We start from the raw sequence: 17,057 nt of genomic DNA on the forward strand, positions 1-17,057 counted from the left end.
AGATTAGCTAAGTTTTTCAATCAGCTGATCAAGTATATCATTTTTTTGTTTCACAATTTCTTGAGCCTGCTCTCGCTTGGCTTCCATCTCTTCGCGCATTTCTTCTCTTGCGGCTTTCTCTTCGTCGGTTAACTCTGGACGCTCTCCACTTTCTTCAAGTTCCTGCTTCTTAGACTCTCTCTCTTCATGAGCAGCCTGTGCTTCATCATGCATCGCATCAAGCTGTGAGTTTAGATCAGCAAGCTCTTTCTGAAGCTCATCGACACCTTCAACACTAGAAGCATCCTGATCAAGCAAAAGGTCGATTAATTGATCTTTTTTCTCAGCAGTTGCCATTTTCAGTTCGCGATCTAGAGAGCGGTCTTCGAAGTGACCTCTTTTCCCATGATGTCCTCTAGTACCTGCCATCTCCTGGGTTTGCCCTACTGTTTGCTCTTCTATTTCAGTTGACTCGTCATCTGCCGCATTAACATTTGCTCCAGCTATCCCCCCAGCTAAAACCATAGAGGCAACACCAATCATCCATTTGTTCATCTTCATCAATCTCCCTTCATAGGTATGTTCTTACAATACCTATTATGGACAACAACTTACGAAGAAATTTGTAAGAATGATGTGAAAATGATGTGAGTTTGCTCTATCTCTTTTTTAATTGGTCGATCACTTTAGCATCCAAACTACGTACATGCAAATCACGCTGTGGAAACGGTATCTCAACGTTGTGATCTGCAAGAATTCGGTTAATGCGGAAGTTTAAATTACTCTTCGTTTCTACCGCTGCTTTTGGTGACGAGATCCAAATGAATAGTTGAAAATCAAGTGATGAATCACCAAAACCAAGGAAATTCACAAAAGGAGGAGGAGTCTCAAGCACATACATGGAATTCTCTTTTTCTTCCATAGCTACTTGAAGCAATAGCGATCTCACAAGTTCCACATCTGAACCGTATGCCACCCCTATTGGTAAAACGAGGCGCAATCTTGAGTCTCCATAAGAGTGGTTCACAACCTGCTCTTCGATAAAATACGAATTTGGCATAATAATCCGTTCATTGTCTAGTGTTCGAATAATCGTGGCACGCATGTTAATTTTTTCAATGTCTCCAATAACATCGTTTATGATCACTCGATCACCTACTTTAATTGGTCTTTCAAATAAAATAATTAAACCAGAAATAAAGTTATTTGCGATGTTCTGCATTCCAAAACCGATTCCAACCCCAAGTACTCCTGCAAAGACCGTTAAAGCACTTAGATCAATCCCGACTGTCGTTAAACTAATAACGACCGCTATCACCATCAATGTGTAATGAAAAACACGATTGAACGTAAATTGCAAGCCTGTATCCAGGCTGTATCGATCATAAAGCGGAGGCATAAGAAAGGAAGTTGCAATCTTTGAAAGTCGATTTGCAAGAGTAATGATAAATAGTGCAATTAATATAAGAAACAACGAGATTTCAACACTACCAATTGCAAATAATTGACTAAACATCCAACTGTTATCGGAAAAATAAAATAAAACAAATAGCAGGATGGCATACCCTGTTGTCCAATTTATAAATGAGAGGAAAGCTGGTCGAATACCGTTTGGGTAATTCTCCTCTTTGTCTCGTTTTGTCAGCCATAATTTGATCAGAAATCGAATCAGGAATAGACCTAGTATCACAGAAATTGTAATGACTATGTCCATAATGTTCGCATTGTCTAAAATTGAATGCACAAAAGGCAACCCCTTTTTTATTCAGTTATCCTTTATCATATCATGGAAATTGTAACCTCCGCAGGTCTTACACCGTCTAATTCTTTAAGAAACTTCTAATCGATTTACAAATAATCACGAAGCGGGGACAAACTTATGAGAAGATGGATCCTTCTTATCTGTACATCAATTCTTTTACTAGCAGGATGTAGTTCTAATAATGGAAACTTTTCAAATGAAAGTAGCGATATAGCTACTTCAACTGATCAATCCACAGATGAAAACCAGGGAGGAAATGAAAGAGAAAAAGAGAAAAATTCGTCTTCTATAGAAAAATCAGAAACGCCTGCCTTACAGCAAGATCGCAAGGTAATCTTCAATGCAAACCTTTCCTTAACAGTTGAAGGTTTACCTAAGGCTACTGCCAAAATCAAAGATCTAACTAGAACTTATAAAGGTTATGTTGTCGAAGAAAGTATTGCTTCAGAAGAAGATTCTCTCTTTGGATCAATGACCGTACGCATACCCCAACCTGAATTTGACTCTTATCTCAATGCAGTTGAAGGGCTTGGGAAAGGAGCTCCACAAAAATCGATATCCGGAACCGATGTCACCGAAAACTACGTTGATCTTACCTCAAGGCTGAAAGCAAAAGAAGCTGTTCAAAAACGACTGGAATCATTTCTTAACGAAGCAACTAAAACAGAAGATCTGTTAGCTATATCTAATGAGCTTTCCCGTGTACAGGAAGAGGTCGAACAGCTGAAAGGTCAACTAAATTACCTCAATAACCAAAGTGAATATTCGACTGTTACGATTTCACTCGAACAGCAGAAAATTATTGTTCCTTCTATTGATAAGAATGAATTTCAAACTCTAACAGAGGCAAAAAAACTGCTAATGACAACTGTAAATGGGCTCCTTTCCTTTTTCTCCACAGTGGCTGTACTTTTGATTGGTCTCTCACCTATTTTGGCCCCGCTCGTTCTTATAGGATTATTTTTCTTGTATAGAAAGCGAAAAAAGAAGAATCAAAAAGCCGATCAGCATACCTGATCGGCTTTTCCTTATGATGCTACATCACGTTTCGTGAATAGTAGCCATGACAATGACAAGAACAAAACAAAGTAGACGAGAAGCATGGTCAACGAGAAACCGAGCGTCATACTTTCAATTATAGGTGAACCATCGAAATAAACACTTAAGTCCGTATTGGCAAAGAGGATATACTTCACCCAATCGTATTGACTAAGAATAAAAGTAAGTTGGCTCCCTGTAAACATAAGGAATATAGCTAATCCAATCGCAAGAGAGGAACTTCTAAAGATACTCGATAGCATGAATGCAAATGTTACCATCATAAGCAAATTCACACTGGCAAGCGCATATTCAACAATATAATGAATGGCCATACTCGTTTCGGCCACTTCCCCACCTGAATAAGTTAGGTATGGTTGATCGACTGCACTAAAACCGAGGAATAACCCGCCGATAATAAAAGTAGAAATGTATAAGATGACGAGAGAAAATAGCGCAAATAATAGCGTTGAAATAAATTTAGAAGCAAGGATTTTCGTGCGTGAAGCAGGTCTGATCAACAATAACTTAATGGTTCCCCACGAATATTCACTCGCTATAACACCTGCGCCGATAATAATCGTAAAGATGGAAATTAAACTCACAATGCCAGTTGAACTATCCATAAAACTCCATATTGAATCACTTTCTAAAGGGGGAATATCATTCTCTAACCGATATTCATTTATCGCAATAGAACGTTCCTGACTGTCTTTAAAGGCTTTGGGCATTCCCTCTGAATCTTTTAGCGTTTGTTCTGCCTGTTGGATCGCATTTTCAGAATCAGTGCGCCAGTTCGTAGTCTCATCACTCGCATTCATATTAGTAAAAATGCCTGCTACAAGTACGGCTGCCACCACAAGTCCGATCATCACCCATGTTCCAACTCTTCTATAAATCTTCATGTTTTCATTTTGTATTAAATGTAGCATACTAGACAACTTGCTCACCCCCAGTTACTTCCAGAAACACATCTTCTAACGTTTTCACAGAGGATTGAATACCGTATACGCGGACGCCCTTTTCCACGAGAACAGCTGTTACCTCTGGAATAAGCTCATGTTCTATTTTAATCGTCAACTTACGCTCCGATTTTTCCATCTCACAATCAGGGAAATTTGCTTTAACAGCGTGAACCGCGTGTTCTACTGGATCGACTTCAAATGAAACCATAACGGCGTGATCATTTTGAACAAAGTCATTCACTCGCTGCACATCGACCATTTTTCCGGCCTGAATAATGCCAATTCGATCACACATGAGTTCGATTTCGGATAATAAATGACTAGAAACAACTACAGCAACATTTTCTTCTCTTGCAAGCGTTCGTAAATATTGTCTGATTTCTCGAATACCCGCGGGGTCTAGTCCGTTTGTTGGCTCGTCTAGAATGAGTAGCTTAGGTCGGTGTAGCAGTGCCTGGGCAAGTCCAAGACGCTGTCGCATTCCAAGTGAATATCCCTTCACTTTTTCATTGATACGACCTTGGAGTCCAACCAATTGAATGACTTCTTGAATGCGTTCTTTTGAAACACCTTTGACCATTCGAGCATAATGAACAAGGTTTTGGTACCCAGTCAAAAATTTGTACATTTCAGGATTTTCAACAATCGCTCCTACTTTTACAATCGCATTCTCGTAATCTGTTTTAATACTGCTTCCATCAATGAGAACTTCGCCTTCCGTCATTCTCATTAGCCCAACCATCATCCGAATTGTTGTTGTTTTTCCTGCTCCATTCGGCCCCAGAAAACCAAACACTTCACCTGGGTATACATCAAATGAAAGTTGATCAATGATTGTTTTCTTTCCAATTACTTTTGTTAAATCTCGAATCTGAACAACTGGTTTTACAGCCATTTTACCCCTCCTCTTGATACAACTTTTTCAACCACTCCACTATTCTCATACGATCTCGCTCGCGAATGGTTTCAACATCTTCGAGCGCGAGAACCTTACCATTTCGAATCGCAATAACCGTTTCAAGTAATGGTTCGATTTCCGTTACTTCATGTGTCGTGATGATTACCGTTTGTTTTTCTAAGTCGATAAAAGAAAGTAAACTTTTCACAATTGAATCTCGCACCATCGGATCAAGACCTGATAACGGCTCATCCATCAGAATAATAGGTACATCTCTCGCAAGGGTAAGAGCAATCTTCAACCTCCCACGATTTCCTTTAGATAAATGCTTCACCTTTTGATCCTGATCCACTTCCATAAATTTAACAATATCGTGGGCCTTTTCAAGATTAAAATCGCTAAATTGACTTGCAAAAAAGCGGATTGTCTCTTTCACTGTGAAGAATGAATAGTAAGCGTCTAACTCTGATAAATAAGCAACTTTATTTGCCGAACGCCTCGAAACTTGTTCTTCGTTAAGCATTACTTTGCCTTCACTAGGCACTACAAGACCTGCGATTATCTTCATGAAAGTAGATTTCCCACTACCATTGGAGCCAACAAGGCCAATGATTTTCCCTTCAGGAATTCTTACGTTCACATCTGATAGAGCTTGTTTTCTAAGATAACGTTTAGATACGTTCTCGAATGTAATCATGATTGATTCTCCTTTTCGTTCGTAACGTAAGTTCGAATACCTTCAATCATATCTTCTCGAGAAAATCCCATTTGCTTCATTTCATCAATGAAATTCTGGATGTGGTTAATCTTGAGCTGTTCTCGAAGTTCGGTCAGTCTTTCTTTTTGCTCCGTTACAAACGTCCCTTGCCCTCGTTTCGTCTCCACAATCTCCATCCTCTCCAGTTCATTGTAAGTTCTCGACACTGTATTTGGATTTACGCCTGATTGAATGGCCATATCCCTTACAGAAGGAAGCTTTTCACCAGTTTTTCGTTCCCCTTTAATAATCTCCCAGCTAATGCGGTCCACTAGCTGCAGGTAAATCGGCTTTGAGGGATTAAATTCTTCTCCCATCCCTTACACCTCCACTTTTCGATCAAGTACCCAGCATGTCATTATGAAAACAAGGATGATAGTAATGAGATCAAATATTACATTCCCAATTGCAAACGGAAATGTTGAAACGGTTAATTCAAATGCCTGCTGACTAACCTCCATATTTAACGGTGACGGTAGCTCCACATACCCCCACTCGATCATCACTTCATAAAGACGAGTCCCACTCAACCATGAACCAAACCAACTGATAAAACCAACAATTAAGAGAATAAGAAGAAGTGCCCACTTGCCGATATACGTTTTCAGAACTTGATACAAAGTCCAATAGAAGATTAGCCAAACCCCCATATAGACTGATCCTGTAATAATAACGGTGAGAAAATAAAATCCGAACAGCCACACATTATCAATTGGAAGTTGAATGAGGCTAGGTTCAAGGTTATAAGCTAGAAGAGATAAACTACTGACAATACCAATAGATAGCAGTAATGCTAATAACCCATTTAGCAATTTAGCTCCGAGTAAACGAGCTCCTGATTGTGGATTGTGTAGCCAGAGGTGTAAGTTCCTTCCTTCAGTGTTCAGACTAATTAATAAATAGAGTGGCAAAAAGAAGACGTGCATCGCCGTTAGTACGGCTCCAATAATAGCTGTTAAATAAGGGATTTCCCATCTTGCAGAGGCAAGAAAAAATCCAATCATTACTAGTAAATCAAACGCTGTAACGCCTAATAGAAGGGCTCTTGAAACACGAAATTCCTTTCGTAATAACCCACTCCAATTCTTCATGATATAGTTCCCCCTCAATGTGTTGGTGTATTAGTTACATAGTACACCAGTACTTTGGAATGGTCAATATTTTTATTTTCAATTTCACAAAAAAATGATCCATTTGAATATTGATTTCGTTAGCTATATAAGAGTATAGTCAATAAAAAATGCTAAGATATAACTTAAGTAAAAGAGGTGAAGAACGTGAAAAAAGTCTTATTGCTCGTAGTTGGTGCGATTATTTGGCTCGTACTCGCAGGGTACAATAACTACGCTGAACCCGTAACGAATACAGCCGTTGAAAAAGAACAAACGAATGCTGCGTTAGAGGTAGAAGAGATAGAGAAACCAGATGTGCTATCAGACGAATTTCTTCTTCTTGATGATCAGAAGAAGAAAATCGAAGAAGCCAAAGAATCCCAAAACGTTCAAGAGGGAATGGAGCCTGTACAAGTAGAGATTCCTGCAATCGATGTTAAAGCTCCCGTTGAAAATGTCGGTATATTAGAAAATGGACAAATGGGTGTTCCCGAGGACATCAACAAAGTTGGTTGGTTTGAACCTGGCTTTAAACCAGGAACAAAAGGAAATGCTGTCTTAGCTGGGCACGTAGATAGTAAAACAGGACCGGCTATTTTCTTTTATCTTGAGAAGCTTTCAAAAGGTGACGAAATTATTTTGACTGATAAAGAGGGGGAAAAAATGACATTCGTTGTCACTGGTAAAGAACGATATCCTTACAACGACTCTCCTATCGAAAAAATATTCGGAACAACTGATTCACGCACGTTGAATCTTATTACGTGTGTTGGAACATTTAATCGCTCAAAAGGAACACATGAGGAGAGACTTGTTGTTTCTACAGAGTTAAAGGAAGATCCGAGTAAAGAGAAAAAAGAAGTAGATCCTAACGAAGTTCCAGATGCTCCAACAAACCTTAGCGTTAGTGGGAATTTCTTATCATGGCATGCTGTTCGCGACGAAAATGTTGTAGGATACCGCATTTACAAAGCTGACGCATACGGTGTTTATAAGCAAATTGAGAGCATTTCTAACCTTGAACGTAAGAGCTTCTCAGATCCCGACGCTTCAACCTCCTCATACTATGTAACTTCTGTAAATATATTTGGAAACGAATCAGCTCCATCTAAAAAAATGACTCCTGAGAAATAACAAAAGCGCGGCTGGATTTTTTCCAGCTGCGCTTTAGTTTCATTAAATGAAGAAAATGTCTCTATACATCAAATGATTAACTCGCTTTTTTCATTTGAGATTCTACAAGATAACGATTAAAATAATCATCTGTTTCGCTTCGTATGACTTTATAAAGTAATAATAACGCAATTAAGTTTGGAATCATCATCAAAGCATTTGCCATATCCGCAAAAGCCCAAACAGTAGTCAGGTTCGCAACTGTACCAACAAAGCATGCCAATACATATACTGCTCCATAATAAATGGTTACTTTCGTACCAACTAGGTATTCAAAGCATTTATAACCATATACGTACCAACCAATAATGGTTGAGAACCCAAAGAAAATAACGGAGAAAGTTACAATATACTCTCCGATCAGACCGAGACTTGAACCAAATGCAGCCGTAGTCAAAGCACCTGCTTCTAGATTCGGATCATGCACGACTCCCGACAGGTCTCCTCCCGTTGGGTCCCAAAATCCAGAGATAAGGAGCACAAGGGCTGTCATTGTACAAACAATGATCGTTACGATAAACGTACCAGTCATGGCTACGAGAGCCTGTTTCACTGGATGATCGGCTTTCGCATTACCAGCAATAAGGGCAGCCGTACCAAGTCCTGCTTCGTTCGAGAAAATCCCTTTGGAAACTCCTGATTTTACAGCTTCCATTACAATAACACCTGAAAATCCTCCTACCGCCGATATAGGTGAAAAGGCATATGTAAAAATCAGCTTCATAGCTGGGATAACAGCATCTATGTTAATGACGATAATAATGAGTGCACCAACTACGTAGAGAACCGCCATAATCGGAACAAAGAAACCTGCAACAGAACTAATTCGCTTTACGCCACCGAAGATGATGAGCGAAGTAAGTGCAGCAAGGATAATCCCAGTTACCCATCCATCAATTTGGAAGCTTTCATCAACAACACTTGCGATTGTATTTGATTGTACGCTATTTCCGATTCCGAGTGAGGCAATCGCTCCAAATAAAGCGAACGAGATAGCGAGCCACTTCCATTTTGACCCTAGTCCCTTTTCGACATAATACATCGGCCCTCCGGCATATTCTCCGTTATCATTTTTCACACGATATTTCATCGCAAGTAAAGCTTCTCCATACTTCGTTGCCATTCCAACAAGACCTACAATCCACATCCAGAAAATCGCACCTGGACCCCCAATTGTAATCGCTGTAGCAACTCCTGCAATATTACCATTTCCTATCGTGGCAGCTAGTGCTGTCATCAGAGCTTTATAGTTACTAACGTCACCTTCAGCACTGCTATCCTCTTCTTTTTCTTTTGAGAATGCTAATTTGAAAGCATATCCCAGCTTTCGAAACTGCAGTCCTTTCAGAATAAATGTGAGAAAGACACCTGTCCCAAATAATAAAATTAGGCTTGGTGCTCCCCAAAGAACTCCATTAATTTTCTCTAGCCAATCTAAGATGTTCATTCTCTCTCTACTCCTTTGTGTTAACGCTTTCATGCACTGACCTTTACCACATTATCATTTGTAAGCTTGAAGCGCAATTCCCACCTTTAAATTTGGGGAAATAGTCACTATTCAATTTTTACTATAGCCCATTAAGAAATTCAATTAGTAACTTTCTCCAACGTAAAAGAGAGACTTAACATAAGTTAAGTCTCTCTAGATAACTGCTCTTACAATTGACCGATGGCATCACTTATCGATTGATCGCCATTTAAAACTTCAAATGTTCGGTTAAACGTATGCTTGTTCTCCAAGACTTCAGTAAGAACAGCAGCCACATCTTCACGTGGTATTTCACCAGATTTATCTTCAAGTGTTTCGGCTGCTCTAATTTGTCCTGTTCCAGGCTCATTTGAAAGACTACCTGGACGAAGAATAGTATAAGTTAAGTTTGTTGCTTTCAAGTGCTCATCGGCACGTTTTTTCGCATGTAAATAAGGCTTCATATTATCTGGACCTTTTTCAGGATAATCAGATCCAACAGTACTTAGCATGACAAAGCGTTTAATTCCTTGTTGCTTCGCTTCATCAACTGCTTTAATCGCACCTTCCTGGTCAATCATAATGGTTTTATCTGCGCCAGTGTGCGGTCCTGAACCTGCAGCGAAGATAACCGCTTCACATCCGTACAGCGCTTGTGAGAAATCTTTTTCAAGATCGCCAAGCACGGTTTTACCGCCTGCATCTTCAATCGCCTTAACTTGATCTGTATCGCGAATCATACCAACTGGCTCATGACCGCGTTCTGCTAATTTTGTAATTAAATGTGTTCCTACTTGTCCGTTTGCTCCAATAACGAGTACTTTCATGACAATTCGTCCTCCTTTAAAAACCTTAACACTTGTTATATTCCGCAAATTCATCTTTTTAAACCAACGAATGTGCAAAATGCTAAAAGCATACTTCGTTTCGCCCATTTTTCTTCGCTCTGTAAAGAGACTTGTCTGCTCGTTCAACGGATGCCATTAATGGTTTTTCAAGATCGAGTTCAGCTAATCCAATTGAAACAGAAACATCCTTTATTTCGTCTCCCATCTCGGTCATAAATCGCTGCTTACTTAAATTGTGCTGCAAATCCTTCATGCGATCATATGCCTCATCTTTCGTTGATGCTTCAAGCATGACAATAAACTCTTCTCCTCCGTATCGTGCAACGAGCCAATTATCGCTTTGATCTGAAAGGAACATGGCAAATTCAGCCAAAACGCGATCCCCGTTAAGATGACCATATTTATCATTAATTTGCTTAAAAAAATCAAGATCAAGCATGGCTACCATTTTTATCAAATGAGTCTCCTGAGCTTTCGCTTTCTTTAGAAAACTTCTCAGATTAAGTAATCCGGTCAGAGAGTCGTGTTCAGCATAAAAGCGAAGTTGCTGACTCATCTCAAGATTATTAGTGCTCATTTGAATAAAGAAATACATAATTAGGGCAGATAGCTGAAAGGAGATAAACCGTATTAAATAAGAATAGAGCGTGATGTCTTCTGAAATGATATAGCCAACGATCGCATCTGAAATAAACCAGATGCCAACAAAATAAAAAAACAGCTTCAAATATGTGAGGTTTCGAAAAAGCTTCTGTCGTACTAGCATTGTTACAACTGTTGGGATTAACAAGGTGAAAAAGATCTCTAAGTAAATAAAGTCACCTGGAAAAGCGAATCGAGCTAGTGTAATGATTATGAGCACGGGAATGCCATATTGATACCCATGGTACAGAATTAGTATTACCATAGGAATGGTTCGTAAATCATATAGATACCCGTCTAACGATACCGGCAACATATAAAGGAAAATAATACCGATTGCCACAATGAATATGTGCGCGACAGCGACAACCTGACTCGGCCACCGCTTCTGAAAGGCAAGATAGTATACGCTTTGGATGCATAGGTGCATAAATAATAAGATGGAAAAGTTCGCTAATAAAGATTGCATCTGCCGTGTCACTTCCATAATGGTTATTTTTTAATCATTCTTACTTATAGATTTTACACCTATCTTAGCATTTTTTGGAAAATAATAGAACATTATTATCCTATGTATTATGAATAAAACCAAGTATCCCTCTTTCTAGAGAAATACTTGGTTTTCATTATAAGCAGTCAGATAATGACCACTTCACATATTTAGTATAATTTTTGAAGAGCTTCTTTATCAAATGGTAATAAATCATCTGCGCGGCCATCACGTACTTTGCTTACCCATTCAGGGTCCATTAATAACGAGCGACCAATTGCTACAAGATCAAACTCTTCACTATCAAGCTTTTCAATCAAGCCATCAAGACTTGTCGTATTTGCTCCAGCAAAGCTTGTAAATTCTCCATCTAGTCCGACTGAGCCTACTGAAATAACTGGCTTACCAGTTAGTTTCTTCGTCCAACCAGCTAGATTCAATTCGGAACCTTCAAATTCAGGCTCCCAGAAACGACGTGTTGAGCAGTGGAAGATATCTACTCCAGCTTCAACGAGCGGCGTTAGGAACTGTTCTAATTCCTCAGATGTAGTCGCAAGCTTCGCTTTAAAATCGTTCATTTTCCATTGAGAAAAACGGAAAATAATCGGGAAGTCTGGCCCCACTTTACGACGGCAGGCTTCGATGATTTCTACAGCAAATTGAGTTCTCCCTACAAGATCGCCACCATAACGGTCAGTCCGTTTATTTGTCTGCTCATAGAAAAATTGGTCGATCAAATAACCATGTGCTCCGTGAAGTTCAATCGCATCAAATCCAAGTCGCTTCGCATCTGCTGCTGCATCTGCATACGCTTCAACTAGCTGTTCCACTTCTTCTGTTGTCAAAGGCTCGTTTACCTTCTCACCAGATAGTGCTAGACCTGAAGGACCAACTGGTTGTGCTTCTTCGTTTGGCAGTTCGCCCATTTTTCGGGTCATCCCAACATGCCAAAGCTGAGGTGCAATTTTACCGCCAGCTTCATGGACTTCTTTCACAACATTTTCCCAGCCTGCTAGTGCTTCTTCACCGTGAAAGACAGGAATGCTCGCACCTGAAACCGATGAAGGATGGTTAATCCCAGTTCCTTCTGTCACTATTAGCCCCACGCCATTTTCTGCTCTACGTCGATAATAAGCAGCTACATCTTCACCTGGTACATTTCCTGGTGAAAAGCCTCGAGTCATTGGCGCCATAACTGTGCGATTTTCTAAAGATAATTTTTCACTATTGAACGTTCTAAATAACGCTTCAGTTGTTTTCGTTGTATGTGTCAATTTATTTCCTCCTCTAACCTGTTTGCATTCATTATTATTTCAAAATCATTCTCCAAAAGAAAGAAATCTGTTTATGTAATGTGCTGGTGATCCGATGAATCCTCTAGAAAGCTATTAATTCCGCGATACTTAGGATATTTCCGCGAAAAGTCGATTTTTTCCGCGAAAACTGAAATATATCCGCGATTTTGCGATTATTTCCGCGATATGCCAATGTACGAAAAAAATCATAGGCGAAGCGCCTATGATTTCCTCTCTCTACTACTTATTCTCATATTTAGCTGAAAGAAAGCCTAAAGCTGCCCCTAATATGGCTCCACCTAGAACCTCAACAGGTTGATGTCCAAGAAGCTCTTTCAACTCTTTTTCCCTTTCCACAAATTCCATGCTAGGGTAATCTCCAGAGATCGTCGCTAGATTATCCTCTAGATCGTTTACTAGAGCAGCAATTTCTCCTGTATGACGCCTAACCCCCTGGGCATCGTACATAACAATCACACCGAAAATAGTAGCGAGAGCCGTTTCTGTATGACGAGATCCTTTATTTGAAGCAATGTAAGAAGTAAGGGCTGCAACACCAGCTGAATGCGAACTAGGCATTCCACCCGTTGTCGCAACTTGCTTCACATCCCATTCTCCTTTTAACACCTTATGAGTTAGGATCTTCAAACCCTGAGCAATCGCAATTGAGGAAACTGCTGTTAAAATTCCTCTGTTCATTTTTTGCATCTCTCTCATCCTCCACTTTGCCATCTTTTCTGCCTGAGCAGAATGTTCTATTAGATGCATTACCCTTTAGGAAGGAATTTTACGCAGAGAAATTGTTTTTCAGGAAATCTACCACGCTTACATTCAATTCACTTTTCACTGAATATAAAATGGTTTCCAATGTTTACATTCAAATTTCTTTCATGCAATCAAAGAAATCTTTAGTAGCTGATACAATCGATTCTCGATTTCATCTATGCTGATCAACAAGAATGGGATTGCCATCAGGGTCTTCTATTGTAAAACTCGTTGGCCCTTCACTTGATTCATCCGCTTCAGAAAGAATATTCACTCCGTTTTCTTTTAGCTGCTTTTGAAGTGTTCGAATATCTGTAAACACTTCAAGATTTTCAGCGTTCTCATCCCAACCTGGATTAAACGTTAGAATATTTTTGTCAAACATCCCTTGAAACAGGCCAATGACGGTACTGTCATTCTTCATAATGAGCCAATTTTGAGAAATATCTCCTCCAAACGATTGAAAACCTAATTTTTCGTAAAAATGCTTTGAGGCTTGGATATCCTTTACACTTAAACTTACAGAAAAAGCTCCGAAATTCATAATTATACCTCCTCATTATCGTTGCTATAAAAGATTCTTCTCTATTCCCTCCTTTCCTACCTTCTTTTAATTGGATTAAGATAAAGTTACTTATAGTGTGGTTCCAAACTAGAATTTTTTCTTTGCTTTTCAATACTCTTCATAATCAATTTTCACACCATCAATATGCTTGCGATTCATCAATTTCTTTTTCTTTCTGTTCTCAACAGTTTCAAATAGGATATCAAAATCATAATTCTCCGGATAAAGCTCGCTGGCAGGCAAGAGTAGTTTTACACGCTTCGCATGAATCGTTTCTTTTTGGCCATTTATCATTACAATCAAATTCCCAAAATCGTCCATTGGTTTATAAACGATTCCTTTCTCTTTCAACGAAGGGATCGCTACACTATCTCCAATCGAATAATTCTCAAAAATCTTCTCGACCTCCACTTTTTTCTGGCTTCGCGGTTTCTCTATTTTTTTACTTTTTAGCTGCTGCTCATAGTGCCAGTGATCTTTTTGGTTGAACCCTTCTCGATAGGATTGCTTTTCTTGATACGTGATTTCATGAGCTCGCTCAATAATATTCGGATGCATACCAAGACGTAATGCGATGGCAAATGCCTGACTTTCCCCTGGAACACCCATCCGTAGTTTAAACGTTGGACGCAATGTCTCTGGATCGAACTCCATTGATCCATTCTCAAAATCTGGATGAGCTGAAGCGAAATTTTTCATTTCACTATAGTGTGTTGTGGATAGAATAGTTGACCCCAGACGATTCAATTGTTCTAAAATAGAAACGGCAATACCCATCCCCTCACCGGGATCTGTACCCGAACCAAGTTCATCCAGAATAACAAGAGAATCCGGCGCTGCTGCTTGTAAAATGGAAATAATGTTCGATATTCGAGAAGAGAAAGTACTCAACGATTGTTCAATGCTCTGTCCGTCTCCAATATCAACTAATATTGATCCAAAAATCCCAAAAACAGAAGACTCATTAGCAGGTATGTGTAAACCACATTGCACCATCATTGAAAGAAGCCCGACTGTTTTAATTGATACGGTTTTTCCACCAGTATTGGGACCGGTTATCACAAGTCCTTTATATGCTTTCCCTAACTCAAGGGAAAGCGGTACAGCCTCATGAGAGAGTAAGGGATGACGACCATTTTGTAACTCAAGTATTGGCTCGCTTGATAGCTTTACTTGATTGCCATCAATCGCTACACTATATTTCGCCTTTGCAAAAATATAATCGTAGTGTGTCATTGTTTCAATGTTGATTGAGATCTCTTGCGCATATCGCTCCACTTCTCCAGTTAATCTGCTTAGAATTCGCTGTTCCTCCAAGTATTCATCTGCCTTTACTTCATTTAATTCCATTTGAACTTTACGAACTTCTTCAGGTTCAATATATACAGTCGAACCGCTTGAAGATTGGTCATGAACGATTCCTTTTATTTGTTTCCGATATTCTTTCTTCACAGCGACAACATAGTGGCCATTTCGATCGCTGATGATCGTATCCTGAAGTGCTTTCCTTTTCGAAGATGAACGCAGAAGATGATTCAGTTTTTCTTTCACTCGTTCTTCATAAACGGTTATTTTCTTTCTAATTCTCCCAAGCTCCTTACTCGCTGCATCATCAATCTCACCATTTCTGATCGCTCGTTTCAATTCTTCTTCAAGATCCATAATCTCATAAAGAGAATAGATATAAGTTGAAATTGTAGGCGCCAGCCATTCTTTCCCCGTCATAAACTGTTTCAGTTTCCGGCCGCTTTCGATTAAATCAAGCACAGTTATCAGCTGATCTGGCCGTAAAGGAACACCTTTGTTTAATTGTTTCATCACCTGGATAATGCCATGAAGACCATGAAGAGGGACGCTTGAACTTTTCTTAATAATTTCTTTCGCCTCTGTCGTTTCATTTAATCGATTTTGCACAACCTCTTTATCGTGCAACGGTCTCATTTTCTGGATCTCACTTTTTGCTTCTTCTGAAAGGGCATAGTGAGCTACTTCGCTTCGAATTTTATCAAATTCAAGTGTTACCATAGTTTGTTCGTTCAATGTTCTTCCTCCTCGATTCGTATATGTTCGCGCATCTTAAGAAAAACTTCCATTCAATTAACATACATGTCACTTCCTTTCCAACAAAAAAAGAGCTACGAATGAACACAGGTTCATTCGTAGCTCTTCTATAAAAGGGTAGACGACACCCATCCCCCCCCATGCTTAAAAAGCATACAAAAAGCTGCGCACAGAGCGCAGCTGGAATGGTTGTTGTCATTCTTGAGCTTTTCTGTGTTCTTAACTAAATTGACAGAAGGCATATTTAAATAAGCATAGAATACATGCTACTTTAAAAGCCAATCCATCTATAAAATTACGTTAGTTAAGAATCACCGATAACATAAAATTTGCCCCTTTTACTTTTCAGGTTACATTTATTATAAATGGGAATCGTTGTTCTTTCAAGTTGCTCTTTAGAAAGCGTGTGAAGTCGTTCCGCCATCAATAACAATATTTTGTCCGGTCGTATAGCTCGCATACGGTGATGCAAGAGATAAAAAGGCTGGAATCAATTCATCTAACCGACCAACTCGATGCATCGGATTACTTCCGTTGATTTTATTTAAAAGAATAGGATTCTCTAATGCTTTTTCGTTAAACGGCGTTTTAATAAAGCCAGGACTTATCGCATTAACAGTGATCCCAAGTGGGGAGAGTTCCTGTGATAACTGTTTTGTTAATTGCACTACAGCCGCTTTACTTGGGCCATACGGGGTGGAAAAAGGAAGTCCAACTTCACTTGCCATCGATGCAATGTTAATAACCCTAGATCCTTCGCCTTCTTTTAAATCAGGGAGAACTGCTCTAGTCATCATATAAACTGATTTCTCATTCGTTTCCATCACATCGTCCCATTCATCCGCTTCAAGATCTTCAATTGTTTTTCGAACAGTTTTCCCAGCATTATTAACGAGAATGTTAATTGTCCCTATGCTTTCATGAATGTCACTTATGATTTGCTGAATGCTTCCCTCATTCGTGACATCTCCTACAAATGCAACGACTGATCTATTTGTTTCCTTACTTATTTCTTTTGCTGCATCTTCAAGAACTTCTTTTGTTCTACCAACAATGGCGACAGTAGCTCCCGCTTCGGATAGAGCACGTGCAATTGTTTTGCCAATCCCTCTGCCTCCACCTGTAACGACGGCCACTTTATTTGTGAAATCAAAATACTTCATCTAGCATCCTCCTCTACTTTATCTACCATACAAAATATTCTTATTTCCATCCATTAGAGTGCTTCAATGATGATGT

Annotated in this window: 17 protein-coding genes; 2 read left to right on the top strand and 15 right to left on the bottom strand. The window is 39.3% G+C overall.

The annotated features are described in order from the left end of the window. Positions 1 to 3 precede the first annotated feature (3 nt). Both AC0VYO_RS17995 and AC0VYO_RS18000 read right to left on the bottom strand, forming a co-directional pair. On the bottom strand, positions 4 to 534 hold the full coding sequence (locus AC0VYO_RS17995) for a hypothetical protein (RefSeq protein ID WP_475367933.1): 531 nt from the start codon (positions 532 to 534) through the stop codon (positions 4 to 6). A 103-nt stretch (positions 535 to 637) separates the two neighbouring features. After that, entirely contained in the window at positions 638 to 1,723 is a 1,086-nt protein-coding gene (locus AC0VYO_RS18000) for a mechanosensitive ion channel family protein (protein WP_475367934.1), read from the bottom strand. A gap of 135 nt (positions 1,724 to 1,858) precedes the next feature. On the opposite strand from AC0VYO_RS18000, the gene AC0VYO_RS18005 reads away from it, so the two are divergent. Then, complete coding sequence (locus tag AC0VYO_RS18005) at positions 1,859 to 2,758, top strand: DUF4349 domain-containing protein (RefSeq protein ID WP_475367935.1); 900 nt, start codon at positions 1,859 to 1,861, stop codon at positions 2,756 to 2,758. 11 nt (positions 2,759 to 2,769) lie between these two features. On the opposite strand, the gene AC0VYO_RS18010 is transcribed toward AC0VYO_RS18005, so the two are convergent. Genes AC0VYO_RS18010 through AC0VYO_RS18030 form a run of 5 tightly spaced genes read right to left on the bottom strand, consistent with a single transcriptional unit; the run spans position 2,770 to position 6,490 of the window. Further along, complete coding sequence (locus AC0VYO_RS18010) at positions 2,770 to 3,684, bottom strand: ABC transporter permease (protein WP_475367936.1); 915 nt, start codon at positions 3,682 to 3,684, stop codon at positions 2,770 to 2,772. A gap of 28 nt (positions 3,685 to 3,712) precedes the next feature. Further along, positions 3,713 to 4,639, bottom strand: a complete 927-nt coding sequence (locus tag AC0VYO_RS18015; protein ID WP_194218864.1) for an ABC transporter ATP-binding protein — start codon at positions 4,637 to 4,639, stop codon at positions 3,713 to 3,715. Position 4,640: 1 nt separating this feature from the next. Continuing rightward, on the bottom strand, positions 4,641 to 5,339 hold the full coding sequence (locus AC0VYO_RS18020) for an ABC transporter ATP-binding protein (protein WP_430244800.1): 699 nt from the start codon (positions 5,337 to 5,339) through the stop codon (positions 4,641 to 4,643). Further along, entirely contained in the window at positions 5,336 to 5,716 is a 381-nt protein-coding gene (locus AC0VYO_RS18025; protein ID WP_226615176.1) for a GntR family transcriptional regulator, read from the bottom strand. Before AC0VYO_RS18025 ends, AC0VYO_RS18020 begins: the two co-directional genes overlap by 4 nt. 3 nt (positions 5,717 to 5,719) lie before the next feature. Then, entirely contained in the window at positions 5,720 to 6,490 is a 771-nt protein-coding gene (locus AC0VYO_RS18030; protein WP_430244802.1) for a hypothetical protein, read from the bottom strand. Between the two features lie 186 nt (positions 6,491 to 6,676). Here AC0VYO_RS18030 and AC0VYO_RS18035 point away from each other — a divergent pair, with 186 nt between their 5' ends. Then, complete coding sequence (locus AC0VYO_RS18035) at positions 6,677 to 7,645, top strand: class F sortase (RefSeq protein WP_226615178.1); 969 nt, start codon at positions 6,677 to 6,679, stop codon at positions 7,643 to 7,645. A 76-nt stretch (positions 7,646 to 7,721) separates the two neighbouring features. Here AC0VYO_RS18035 and AC0VYO_RS18040 read toward each other — a convergent pair whose 3' ends face one another. The 8 genes from AC0VYO_RS18040 to AC0VYO_RS18075 form a co-directional block, all read right to left on the bottom strand. Beyond that, a complete protein-coding gene (locus AC0VYO_RS18040) occupies positions 7,722 to 9,131 on the bottom strand; it encodes an alanine/glycine:cation symporter family protein (protein WP_226615179.1) in 1,410 nt (469 codons plus the stop codon). 209 nt (positions 9,132 to 9,340) lie between these two features. Continuing rightward, positions 9,341 to 9,979, bottom strand: coding sequence for an SDR family oxidoreductase (locus AC0VYO_RS18045; protein WP_226615180.1), 639 nt, complete (start codon positions 9,977 to 9,979; stop codon positions 9,341 to 9,343). A gap of 82 nt (positions 9,980 to 10,061) precedes the next feature. Next, a complete protein-coding gene (locus AC0VYO_RS18050; RefSeq protein ID WP_475365806.1) occupies positions 10,062 to 11,111 on the bottom strand; it encodes a GGDEF domain-containing protein in 1,050 nt (349 codons plus the stop codon). 191 nt (positions 11,112 to 11,302) lie between these two features. Beyond that, positions 11,303 to 12,406, bottom strand: a complete 1,104-nt coding sequence (locus AC0VYO_RS18055) for an NADH:flavin oxidoreductase (RefSeq protein ID WP_475367937.1) — start codon at positions 12,404 to 12,406, stop codon at positions 11,303 to 11,305. A gap of 261 nt (positions 12,407 to 12,667) precedes the next feature. Then, on the bottom strand, positions 12,668 to 13,135 hold the full coding sequence (locus tag AC0VYO_RS18060; RefSeq protein ID WP_194218855.1) for a divergent PAP2 family protein: 468 nt from the start codon (positions 13,133 to 13,135) through the stop codon (positions 12,668 to 12,670). 229 nt (positions 13,136 to 13,364) lie between these two features. Continuing rightward, positions 13,365 to 13,736, bottom strand: a complete 372-nt coding sequence (locus AC0VYO_RS18065; RefSeq protein WP_430244812.1) for a VOC family protein — start codon at positions 13,734 to 13,736, stop codon at positions 13,365 to 13,367. A 129-nt stretch (positions 13,737 to 13,865) separates the two neighbouring features. Beyond that, positions 13,866 to 15,797, bottom strand: coding sequence for an endonuclease MutS2 (locus AC0VYO_RS18070; protein ID WP_475367938.1), 1,932 nt, complete (start codon positions 15,795 to 15,797; stop codon positions 13,866 to 13,868). A 416-nt stretch (positions 15,798 to 16,213) separates the two neighbouring features. After that, positions 16,214 to 16,981: an SDR family NAD(P)-dependent oxidoreductase gene (locus tag AC0VYO_RS18075; protein ID WP_475367939.1), complete on the bottom strand. Its 768-nt coding sequence runs from the start codon at positions 16,979 to 16,981 to the stop codon at positions 16,214 to 16,216. Positions 16,982 to 17,057 lie beyond the last annotated feature (76 nt).

The sequence above is a fragment of the Anaerobacillus sp. 63XJN7_4_ISO-PGPR-S23-413 genome (assembly GCF_056173725.1).